This window comes from Persicitalea sp. (assembly GCF_041751555.1).
Taxonomy (GTDB): domain Bacteria; phylum Bacteroidota; class Bacteroidia; order Cytophagales; family Spirosomataceae; genus Persicitalea.
This window is the reverse complement of the sequence record NZ_JBGSXF010000332.1, coordinates 1-11311: the sequence shown is the minus strand read 5'-3', so window position 1 is coordinate 11311 and position 11311 is coordinate 1. Positions and strand designations below refer to the sequence as shown.

Annotated in this window: 9 protein-coding genes and 2 pseudogenes; 9 read left to right on the top strand and 2 right to left on the bottom strand. The window is 52.6% G+C overall.

What is annotated here, in order from left to right; genetic code table 11:
• Positions 1 to 312, top strand: a pseudogene (locus ACEW8P_RS11990) (hypothetical protein); the annotation flags it as partial.
• A gap of 93 nt (positions 313 to 405) precedes the next feature.
• The gene (locus ACEW8P_RS11985; protein ID WP_373513318.1) at positions 406 to 1113 is read left to right on the top strand and encodes a response regulator transcription factor; all 708 of its coding nucleotides are present in this window, start codon (positions 406 to 408) and stop codon (positions 1111 to 1113) included.
• 20 nt (positions 1114 to 1133) lie between these two features.
• Here ACEW8P_RS11985 and ACEW8P_RS11980 read toward each other — a convergent pair whose 3' ends face one another.
• Positions 1134 to 1814 carry a hypothetical protein gene (locus tag ACEW8P_RS11980; protein ID WP_373513317.1) on the bottom strand — a complete coding sequence of 227 codons (681 nt, stop codon included), beginning with the start codon at positions 1812 to 1814 and terminating at the stop codon, positions 1134 to 1136.
• Between the two features lie 66 nt (positions 1815 to 1880).
• Between ACEW8P_RS11980 and ACEW8P_RS11975 the strand changes: the two genes are divergently transcribed.
• The gene (locus ACEW8P_RS11975) at positions 1881 to 3338 is read left to right on the top strand and encodes an NADH-quinone oxidoreductase subunit N (protein WP_373513316.1); all 1458 of its coding nucleotides are present in this window, start codon (positions 1881 to 1883) and stop codon (positions 3336 to 3338) included.
• Here ACEW8P_RS11975 and ACEW8P_RS11970 read toward each other — a convergent pair.
• Positions 3335 to 4342: a YpdA family putative bacillithiol disulfide reductase gene (locus ACEW8P_RS11970; RefSeq protein WP_373513315.1), complete on the bottom strand. Its 1008-nt coding sequence runs from the start codon at positions 4340 to 4342 to the stop codon at positions 3335 to 3337. The genes ACEW8P_RS11975 and ACEW8P_RS11970 overlap by 4 nt on opposite strands.
• A 112-nt stretch (positions 4343 to 4454) precedes the next feature.
• Here ACEW8P_RS11970 and ACEW8P_RS11965 point away from each other — a divergent pair, with 112 nt between their 5' ends.
• From ACEW8P_RS11965 to ACEW8P_RS11940, 6 genes and pseudogenes are all read left to right on the top strand, one after another.
• Positions 4455 to 5507: an aminodeoxychorismate synthase component I gene (locus ACEW8P_RS11965; RefSeq protein ID WP_373513314.1), complete on the top strand. Its 1053-nt coding sequence runs from the start codon at positions 4455 to 4457 to the stop codon at positions 5505 to 5507.
• Entirely contained in the window at positions 5449 to 6051 is a 603-nt protein-coding gene (locus tag ACEW8P_RS11960) for an aminotransferase class IV family protein (RefSeq protein ID WP_373513313.1), read from the top strand. Before ACEW8P_RS11965 ends, ACEW8P_RS11960 begins: the two co-directional genes overlap by 59 nt.
• A 107-nt stretch (positions 6052 to 6158) precedes the next feature.
• Positions 6159 to 8666, top strand: coding sequence for a primosomal protein N' (priA, locus tag ACEW8P_RS11955; protein WP_373513312.1), 2508 nt, complete (start codon positions 6159 to 6161; stop codon positions 8664 to 8666).
• Between the two features lie 188 nt (positions 8667 to 8854).
• Entirely contained in the window at positions 8855 to 10291 is a 1437-nt protein-coding gene (gene pyk, locus ACEW8P_RS11950) for a pyruvate kinase (protein ID WP_373513311.1), read from the top strand.
• A gap of 218 nt (positions 10292 to 10509) precedes the next feature.
• Positions 10510 to 10878, top strand: coding sequence for a BlaI/MecI/CopY family transcriptional regulator (locus ACEW8P_RS11945; RefSeq protein WP_373513310.1), 369 nt, complete (start codon positions 10510 to 10512; stop codon positions 10876 to 10878).
• Positions 10878 to 11311: pseudogene (locus tag ACEW8P_RS11940) on the top strand (energy transducer TonB); the annotation flags it as partial. The gene ACEW8P_RS11945 and the pseudogene ACEW8P_RS11940, both read left to right, overlap by 1 nt.

The following is an 11311-nucleotide window of genomic DNA, read 5'->3' as shown; positions in this document are numbered from 1 at the left end:
ACCGATCAATTTGTAAAACTGTACATGGTTTCCGCCCAGCCAGGTGATTATACCTTGCCAGTCCAAGACAGCATTCTTGTCAAAAGTCAAGTGACGGCGGCAGATATCAATCCTTCAGGAACTACCTTCGCGCTACTGACTTACGGTAAAATTCTATTGTTTGGTATTGAAAATGGCAAGATTGATTTCAGCCACCCTAAGGAATGCATCAAGATTGGTAAAATGCAGGAGGAAGCCCTCGTTTTCCTGAACGACAGCGACTTATTAATGACCAACGAGCAGGGGAAGATGTATCGGATTTATCGCCGCTGATATTAAGTTTGTGTTATTAATGGCTTATCGTAGGTAATCCAAACAACTTATCCGCTAAATTCGGCCTTACGTACACTTTTCAACCTCATTCCCATGAGTGCCGCAAAAGCCAGTCAGGTTGCCCAGAAGATTCTTGTTGTGGATGATGACGAGGACATCTTGGAATTGCTGGAATACAACCTCGAAAAGGAAGGGTACGAAGTAAAAACGGCCCCCGATGGCAAGAATGGCCTGAAAATCGCTCGACAGTTTCGCCCCGACCTTATCCTGCTCGACATCATGATGCCCCGGCAGGATGGCATCGAAACTGCTCGCATGATCCGCGACGACAGCGATTTGCGCGACACCTACGTTATGTTTCTGACCGCCCGCTCCGAGGAATACTCTGAAATTGCTGCCTTTGAAATCGGGGCCGACGACTACATTACCAAGCCTATAAAGCCCCGCGCCCTGATGAGCCGCATTAATGCGCTCTTCCGCCGCGAAGCCCAAAAGTCGGACCCCGGCGAGGAAATCGAGATCGCCGGGCTATCCATCGACCGCAAGAACTACACCGTCACGCAGAATGGCAAGTCGGTCATTCTACCTAAAAAGGAATTCGAATTATTGTTTTTCCTGGCCCAAAGCCCGAACAAAGTGTTCAGTCGGGAGGAGTTGCTGCAAAAAATCTGGGGAGCCGACATCTATGTCCTGGAGCGCACCGTGGACGTCCACATTCGCAAACTCCGTGAGAAAATCGGCGAAGGCTTTATCAAGACGTTGAAAGGTGTAGGGTATATGTTTACGGATCAGGCGGAGTAGAGGTATTACGTTCGACGCTCTCAATTCTTTCCCTTCCGCCCTGCCTTGTAGGCATCATATTCTTCCAGCAATTTTACCATGTCGCCTTCGGTCTTGAAGTTGAGCTGCTCTTCCTTGATAATGTAGTTCATCAGATTTTTCTCGTCCCTCAGCAGGCTCAGCAGCCCCTTTCTATCGTTTTTCTTAATCGGACTCATCCGGCCACCTTTGAGTACGTACAGTTGTTCCGTACCGTCGAAACGCTTTGTTGCCGTGGCGGAGTTGTAAGCTTTTTCTTCCCGCATCCGCTTGCCATAATGTTTCAGAAGTTTGGTATTACCGTCGTGCAGCACTTGATAAAAATTGTTTTCAGTTAAGTCGTCCACGGCCGGAAAGCCGCGTTGAAATTCATAAAGCGCATCGCCTGTAGGGATGGAAAAAGAGATGATTTCCGGTCCGAGCCGGTAGTGCTTGCCTTCCTTCTCGTATTCCAGTTCGTCTTTATAGGCATCGTAGCGCATCGGCACGCCATCGTAAACCTGATTATCTTTGGCCATCGTGACGATGCCTTTGTTGAATTCTTCAATCAGATAAGGCGAGCCCTCCACGTCGGTGTAAGTCATTTCGGTCACGACGCGGCCATTGACATCCTGCATAAATTGCGCTTGGGCCACGGTGGCAAGGCACATGATTCCCAGCAAAGGGGCGATGATTTTCTTCATGGTTTCCTAAAAATTTTGGGTGAGAGAGAATTCCGTACTTTTGTCAAAAAAATTGTTCCAATCGTCTTGCAACTGAACGAACAACTCAGCCAAATCGGTCAAAGCCTGGCCGGCATCGTCCCCGAAATCTTTCTAGCCACTTTTTTTCTGGTCTATTTGGTGGCCGAATTGCTGCTGAACCGGGGCGCGAACGAAGAAAAGACTACTTCCTGGCTATTTTATTTAAGTCTCGGTGGCGCTGTAGTCGCCTTGGGACTCATCATGGGTCAATGGAGCGAGGTGGCTGATTTTCGCTTTCGGCCCTTACTTTTTCTGGATAACAAAGCCGTTTTTTTCAAGATTCTCGTCGTGGTGGCCTGGCTTTTCACGCTGCTGCATATACGATTGTTGCGCTACCGCTTTCCGGCGGAACTTAGTGCCCTACTCATCGCCACCGTGCTGGGTATGTGCCTGTTGACGATGGCCACGCACTGGCTCACTGTTTATCTGGCGCTGGAATTACTTTCGCTGAGTTCGTATCTGCTTGTGGCGCTTTCTCCCGCCAAAAAAGCCGCCGAGGGCGCTCTGAAGTACTTGCTCTTCGGGGCCATTAGTTCGGCTATCATGCTATACGGCATCTCGCTGATTTACGGCCTGACAGGCACTTTGGACTTTACTAACCCGGCCATGCGGCTGGGCCTGGCCGCCAACGCGCCATTAGTAATGAACGTGGCAATGCTCATGACCTTGGGCGGGCTGCTTTTCAAACTCTCCCTCGTTCCATTTCATGTATGGACACCCGACGTCTATGAAGCGGCCCCGACGCCGCTCGTTTCTTTCCTCTCGGTGGCTCCCAAAGCGGCCGTATTATTGGTGCTGATGCGTGTGGCGACGTCACTCCCCGCCGAACTACTGCCGTTGCTGGGCGGCATCGCTCTGATCAGCATCACGGTAGGCAACGTCGCCGCGCTCTGGCAGCAAAATGCCCGCCGCCTGCTGGCTTATTCTTCCATCGCGCAGGCGGGGTATCTCATCGTGGGCGTCGTGGCCTACAACCAACTCGGCTTTGAGAGCGCGACTTTTTACGTGGCGGCTTATCTGTTGCTAAATATGGCCGCCTTCTTGCTAATAGATTTACTGCTGCCCCGCTCCGACACACCGCTGGCCGAGTACGAAGGCTTGGGCAAACCACACGCGCTGGTCGCCATGGTACTGACGGTCGTCATGGTGGCGCTGGCCGGACTGCCACCGACGGTGGGCTTTACCGCCAAATGGCTTATTTTCTCCGCTTTGTGGGATAGTTACCAGCAGCAAGGCGAACCCTGGCTCGTATGGCTACTCATCGTCGGTATTTTGAACGCCGCCATTTCGCTGGCGTACTACCTGCGGTTGCCGTATCTGCTTTTTTTCAAGAAAGCTAAGACAGAAACTGTGCTGCCCGTTTATTCTGGTTGGGGGAAGATAATCTCCGGCGTCCTGCTTATCGCTATTATTATGCTATTCTTGAAGCCGGAGTGGCTGATGGGGATTATTCAGAATACCTAAATCCTTTCAATCAGCTCCGCCACTTTCCTGACTTCCCGCCCCGTGAGGTGGTCGGCGATGGCGGCGGCATGGTCGCGTCCATTTTCGATGAAAACTTTCTCGGTGCGGACGCCCGCCATGACCGTGCCGCAGAGGTACAGGCCCGGCACGTTGGTTTCGAACGTCTCGGGGTCGTAAGCGGGGATCTTCGTTTCCGGGTCAAGATCGACGCCGCAGCGGCGGAGCAGGGCTTCGTCGGGAAGATAGCCTACAAGAAGAAACACGAAGTTGGCGGGGAGCCATTGTTCCTCGCCCGTCTTGGTATTTTCCACCAAAACATGATCAGGCTCAATGGCCTTGACGATGCTGTCGAACATCGTATTGATCTTGCCTTCCTTCACGCGGTTTTTGACATCAGGGACGAGCCAGTACTTTACCGTACGGCGGAAATCTTCGTCTTTATGAACGATCGTCACGTTTACGTCGTGGCGGTAGAGTTCCAGCGCGGCCTCAACGGCGGAGTTGGAACCACCCACGATGACGACGCTGGTGTAGGAATACTTGAAGGGCTCGTCATAATAGTGCGAGACGTGCGGCAGTTTCTCGCCGGGAATGTCCAACATGCGCGGGAAATCGAAATACCCTGTGGCCAGTACTACATTTTTGGCCTGGAAAGTACGTCCATCGGTCGTGAAGACGAAAAAAGTACCGTCCCCCTGCCGCTCGCTGCGATCGACTTCTACAAACAATTCAAAGTTAAGGTGGTAGTAGCCCGCGACTTTGCGGTAGTATTGCAAAGCCTCGTCTCGGTTAGCTTTCACGCCCGAGATGGGAAAGGGGATGCCTCCGATCTCAATATTTTCGGCAGTAGAGAAAAAGCGCATCCGCTTGGGATAACGGCGGATGGACTCCGTAACGCTGCCTTTTTCCAAAATCAAATGATCCAGCCCGCTCTTGGCGGCTTCTATGCCCATCGCCAGGCCGCAGGGGCCACCGCCGATGATGATTACGTCGTGTAGGTGCATGATTTTTTGTTCAAAATTCCCCTACGCAACACGTTGAAACGGCGAATGGTTTCTGAACTTTGTGCAAAACCGGACTGTTAAAAAACCATCCTTTAAACTACCTAACTACTTGTTGTTCCCACCGTCCAGCTCTACTGAATCTTTCGTAAACCGCCTGAACGCGTGGGGACGAGCAGGCGTCCCGTTTGCATTTCTGGTCGATTTTCTGGGAGAAACTCCCCTTGCCTGGCGAACGGACGAGGCAGACCCAGCCCAGTTGCGCTTCAATCTCAACGGGATCACCAACGATCCGGGGGACAACTCTCCGCCGTCCGCTTTGCCGCCTTATTATTTTCGTAAGTATCCCCTTTCATTTGAGGTGTACCGCCCACGCTTCGACTACGTGGTGAAAAACATTCAGCACGGCAACTCGTTTTTGGTCAATTTATCGGCTCCGACGCCCATAGCCACCAACCTGTCGCTGTTGGATATCTATCGGCACAGCCGCGCTCCGTTTCGCTTTTGGCTCCGCGACCGGTTCGTTTGCTTTTCGCCCGAGGCATTTGTTCGCATCGAGGGCAACCGCATCTCTTCGTACCCCATGAAGGGCACTATCCCCGCGGACCTGCCCGATGCCGAACGGATCATTCTAGCGGATGCAAAGGAAGCGGCTGAACATGCTACTATTGTGGATTTGATCCGTAATGACCTGAGCATGGTGGCCGATAAGGTATGGGTCGAGCGGTATCGCTTTCTTGACAAAATCACCACCCACGAGGGTACGCTTTTGCAGGTCAGCTCGGAAATAGCGGGTTTGCTGCCGGATAGTTTTGGCGGCGCTTACGGAGACCTGCTTCTAAAACTACTTCCCGCCGGGTCGATCAGCGGTGCCCCCAAGCCGTCTACGCTGCGTATCATTCAGGAAGCGGAGGGCTATGATCGCGGCTACTACACGGGTATTATGGGTAGTTTTGACGGCGAGGTGTTTGAAAGTGCGGTTATGATTCGCTTCCTCGAGCAGCAGGGCGAAAATCTGATTTTCAAGAGCGGCGGAGGAATAACTTCCCGCAGCCGGGCCGAGGATGAGTACCAGGAACTAATCGATAAAGTTTACCTCCCTTTCAACTATGAATCGACCTCAGCTTTGCTTCGAGACGATCTGCGTCGAACAGCGCCGATTCAGTAAACTACTGCCCTACCACGAAGCACGGCTGAACCGGACGCGACAGGCATTGTGGGGGATTCGGGAACCCCTGGCTTTGCAAGATTATCTCGAGATACCGGATTTTGTGAACAATGATAAGCACAAATGCCGCATCACCTACGGCGAAGAAATAGTAAACGTCGAATGGGAAAAGTACCAGCCCCGTACGATTGGTAGTTTGCGCCTGGTGGAAGCGGATCACCTGGATTACGCTTTTAAGTACAAAGATCGCCGAGCACTTGATTTTTTATATGCTCAAAGAGGTAGTTGCGACGACGTGCTCATTGTCAGGAATGGCCTTGTCACTGACAGTAGTTACGCCAACGTCGCGCTGTTCGACGGTACCAACTGGTACACGCCAGAACAGCCCTTACTGGCGGGTACACAGCGCGCTTACTTGCTGGACGAGGGGGTAGTTGTTCCCAAAGCCATCCGCGCCAGTGAAGTGGGCGATTTTCGTCACATCAGGTTGTTCAATGCTATGCTGCCCTGGGAGGAAGCACCGACGGCGACGGTTGTGAGCTAGGCGGGAGATTGGCTTGATCTGCAAGCCCATTCTCACGCTTTTGACCCTTCGCCTATCCAAATGTTCAGTACCTTGCACCCTAATCCGAAATAGCGGCCCCAACCCCAATGTTTGCCCAAAATACCCTCCCGTTTGAAGAAGAAAGTACGGTTTTTGCCGACTTGATTCTACCCGTTCCCATCCCGAAACTGTTCACATATCGGGTGTCGCGGGCGATGAGCGGCCTCATCAAAATCGGTGCCAGAGTCATCGTGCAGTTCGGAAAGAACCGGGTGATTACTGCCGTCGTAGGAAAACTGCACCACACGCCGCCTACCAACTACCAGGCCAAGTACGTACTGGAACTACTTGACGAAGAGCCGCTCGTCATGACCAGCCAGCTCGAACTTTTCCGCTGGATGGCCGACTACTACCTATGTAACATAGGTGAAGTGATGAACGTAGCCCTGCCCTCGGGTCTGAAAATCACCAGTCAATCGAAGGTTCAGTTCAATCCCGACTTCGATTACGCCGAACTGCTTACCGAAGAGGAAGTGGGCTTGTTGGAAGAGATCAAGAAGCACAAGTCGCTTTCGTACGAAGAAGTGGCCCGCCTTACCGACGAAACCAACGTCAACGCCATTATCAAATCATTGGTGGGCAAGCGGGCGGTGATTCTCTTCGAACAGGTGAAGGAAAAGTACAAGCCCAAAATAGCCCGGAAGGTGCGGCTGGCCGAAGCCTACGCCTCGGCGGCGGGCGTTAACGCGCTGATGCAAGAGTTGGAAAAACAGACCAAACAGCAAGAGGTGCTTCTGAGGTACCTCAGTTTCGTCCCTGTCCAATCCAATCCCGGCCTGAACCAAAAGGGTTTGGAAAAGACAGCTTTTACCCAAGACGAGAATTCGTCGGATTCCTCTTTAAATACCCTGATCAAAAAAGGCGTCTTCGAGCAGTTTGAGATTACGGTATCGCGCTTTGCGGATATTCCAAATACGCCCGCGGCGGTCATCAACCTCAGCGAAGGTCAGCAGGGGGCGGTACGGCAGATTCAGGAACATTTTCAAGATAAAGAAGTGGTCCTATTGCACGGAATCACGGGTAGTGGCAAGACGGAGGTCTATATCCATCTGATAAAACAGGCCCTCGAAAGCGGGACACAGGTACTTTTCCTGCTGCCCGAGATTGCGCTAACTACCCAAATCGTGGTGCGGCTGCGTAAGGTGTTTGGCGATAAAATGGGCATTTATCATTCCAAATTCTCCGACAACGAGCGGGTTGAGGTCTGGAAGGGCATCATCGAAGGGAAATTCAATTTCGTCGTCGGGGTGCGGTCGGCGGTGTTTTTGCCCTTTACTAACCTCGGCCTTATCATCGTGGACGAGGAACATGAGACTTCCTATAAGCAGTTTGATCCCGCGCCGCGCTACCATGCCCGCGACGTGGCGGTGGTAATGGCTTACATGCACCATGGCAAGGTCATACTCGGTTCGGCTACGCCTTCTCTGGAAAGCTACTACCACGGCCAGCAGGGCCGCTATGGACTGGTGGAGATGTTTGAGCGCTATGGCAACGCGGCTTTGCCGGAGTTTCTGCTGGTGGATATCAAGGCGGAAAAGAAGTCCCGCAAGATGAAGAATGAGTTCTCATCGGTATTGCTGGACTACATGCAGTACAACCTCGAACACGCCGAGCAGACGATTCTCTTTCAGAACCGCCGCGGCTACTCGCCTTACATTCAGTGCGAAGAGTGCAACTGGATATCGGAGTGCAACAACTGCGACGTGAGCCTAACCTACCACATGAAAGTGGCCGAACTGCGCTGCCACTACTGCGGCCACAAGGAGCAGGTACCGCGCACCTGTCCCAACTGCGGCTCGCCAAAGGTGAAGACGATGGGGTTCGGCACCGAGAAAATCGAGGACGAACTACATATAATATACCCCAATGCCCGGGTACAGCGCATGGATATGGACACGACCCGTGCCAAAAACGCCTATCAGCAGATTATTCAGGATTTTGAGAACGAGCAAATCGACATCCTGGTTGGTACCCAAATGGTGAGCAAAGGGCTGGATTTCGGCAATGTGAGCGTCGTGGGCATTTTCGACGCCGACCGCATGATTCACTTTCCTGAGTTCCGGGCCTCGGAGCGGGCGTTCCAGATGCTCACGCAGGTTAGCGGGCGGGCGGGCCGCCGGGCGGGCAAGCCCGGCAAAGTGCTGATCCAAACCCATAACCCGAGTCAGGAAATTTTGGGCTGGGTGATCCGCAACGATTACCGTAAGATGTACGATACCGAAATCAGTGAGCGTGAGGAATACAACTACCCACCCTTCACGCGCCTTATCAAGCTGATTGTCAAGCATACCGACCGCGACACCGCCAATCGCGCCGCCGCCGCACTGGCCGAACTACTGCTCGCCGAACTTGGCCACAGCCGCGTGCTGGGACCTGAGCCACCGCTGGTCGAGCGGGTTCGAAATCAGTATTTGTTCAACATTCTCATTAAACTTGAAAGGGAAAAGATTAATTTTAAGGCTGTAAAGTCATTCATCCAGGAAAAAGTCACCGACATCCTCACCGATAAAACGTTGAAAAATGTGAACGTGGTGGTGGACGTCGATAGCATGTAGTTGACAGTGGACGGTTGACAGTCGACAGTTAACGTCTTCCTACAAACTGACAATTTTACATTTTGTAATGAATCAAATGTAGGCTTGTCCTTCCCTTTTCTTCAAAAAAAGAACGTTAATCATGGCAAACTGATTGGTAGGGCAAAAGAACTGTCAACTGTCCACTCTCAACTGTCCACTAAAAAATTATGTCCCAAAAGAAAACCAAGATCGTCGCCACCGTTGGCCCCACATCAGAAAGTAAGGAACAGTTGCTGGCGCTGGCACGGGCCGGAGTCAATGTTTTTCGGCTCAATTTTTCGCACGGAAGTCACGCCGATCACCTCGAACGCCTGAAACGCATCCGCGAGATCAACGAGGAGCACGATATGAATTTGTGCATACTGCAAGATTTGCAAGGCCCCAAAATCCGCATTGGCAACGTCGCTGAGAAGGATGGCGTACTGATCACGGCGGGCCATAGGTTGGTACTTACGAACGTCGAAGTGCTGGGAACCGCCGAGAAGGTGAGTACGCCCTACGACGGCATGTACAACGATGTCCGCATCGGCGATCGAATCCTGATGGACGACGGCAAGTTGGAAGTAAAGGTGACGGGCATTGAAGACAGCGACGTGGTGACAGAGGTAGTATATGGTGGCTACCTCAAATCCAAGAAAGGCGTGAACCTGCCCAACACGCAGGTGTCGATGCCCTCCGTAACCGAGAAGGACTACGAAGACCTGGACTTTGGCCTGGAACACGGCGTGGAGTGGATTGCGCTGTCGTTCGTGCGCCGGGCGTCGGATATTCAGGAGGTGAAAGATTATATTAAAAGCAAAGGCAAGGATGTGCGCGTAGTCGCCAAGCTGGAAAAACCCGAAGCGATCAAGAACATCGACGAGATTGTTGCGGCCACCGACGCCGTGATTGTGGCACGTGGCGACCTGGGCGTGGAAATGCCCGCCGAGGAAGTACCGATGATTCAGAAAATGATTGTGGATAAGTGTAATCGCGCGGGCAAGCCCGTAATTGTGGCTACCCAAATGCTCGAAAGTATGATCGAAAGTCCGCGCCCGACCCGCGCTGAGGTCAACGATGTGGCCAACTCCGTTCTCGACGGGGCCGATGCTGTTATGCTAAGTGCGGAAACCGCCTCGGGCAAGTACCCGTTGCTAGCCGTGCAAAGCATGACCAAAACCATCGAACAGGTCGAGCAGACGGGCGATGTATACTACAAATGGCACACGCATGTCAACGAAAAACCCGGCGAAGATCGCCTGAACGACAACGTGGTGATGAGCGCCTGCCGCCTCGCCCGCGACACGGAGGCAAAAGCCATCATCGGGATCACACGCTCAGGCTACACGTCTTTCCGGTTGTCGCACCATCGTCCTAAGGCCAATCTGCTGATCTTTACCTCCAACCGCCGCCTGATGAACACGCTCGGGCTGTATTGGGGCACCCAATGCCACTACTACGAAGCCGACGAGGACGCTTCGACCGACGAGCTTATCAATGACGTCAAACAATTGCTCGTCGAGCGCGGTGAGCTTTCTTCCGGCGATGTCTTTATCAACACCCTAAGCATGCCCATCTCCAAGCATCGCAAGACGAATGCGTTGAAGTTGAGTGTAGTGGAGTAAGGAAGGGAGTTCTAAAGGCACAAAGTTCCAAAGTTCCAGAGGCACAAAGTAGGCTGCACAAGCTCACTTTGTGCCTCTGTGCCTTTGGAGCTTTGTGCCTTTTTTTGTTTTCAAGAAAAAAAAACAAAAAAACTACGACAATAGTTTTGAAACTAAATGAATAGTCCTTACTTTGGAAGCGTAAACCAATTTCACCAAAAACCAAACCAACGACCCCAATGGAAATTAAAACGCTCACCCGCGCCGAGGAAGAAGTTATGCTTATCCTCTGGCGCTTGAAGAAAGGCTTCGTTAAGGACATCCTGGCCGAAATGCCTGAACCTAAGCCCGCTTACAACACCGTCTCGACGATCGTCCGCATACTGGAACGGAAGGGCGTCGTCCACTACAATGCTTATGGTAAGTCGCACGAGTACTACCCGCTCATTACCCGCGCTCAGTACAAGCGCTCCGAGATGAAGCAGTTGATCTCGACCTACTTCGACAACTCCCTGCCGCAGCTCGTTTCCTTCTTCGTCAAAGACGAACCGCTGGATGAGAAGGAGTTGGATGAGATTATGGAAATTATGGCAAAAGGGAAAGAGTGATGGAACTGCTCCCTTACATAATCAAACTTTCCGCCTATTGGCTGGCGCTGTACCTGTGTTACGCGCTTTTGCTACGGCGACAGACTTTCCTGCGCTGGAATCGGGCGTATTTGCTGGGGGCGCTCGTGGCGGGGTTTGTGCTGCCGCTGGTGACGTACCCCGAGGCCGCGCCGCCGCTGCCCGTCGTGTACCAGGTCGTGGTTTCCGACTTTGTGGTCACGGCGGCCCCCTCACCTTCGCTGCTGACTTGGGAGAATGCGCTTTGGGCGGTTTACCTCCTGGGCGTGTTTTTCATGCTCGTCCGCCTGTTCCGGCATTCTTACCAGCTTTTTTCTTTCGTCAGAAAAGGTGATTCCATTGAGATGGATGATCATACGCTTGTGCTGCTGGACGACGACGAAACAGGCGAAGCGTCGCCCGGCGAAGCGTCGCC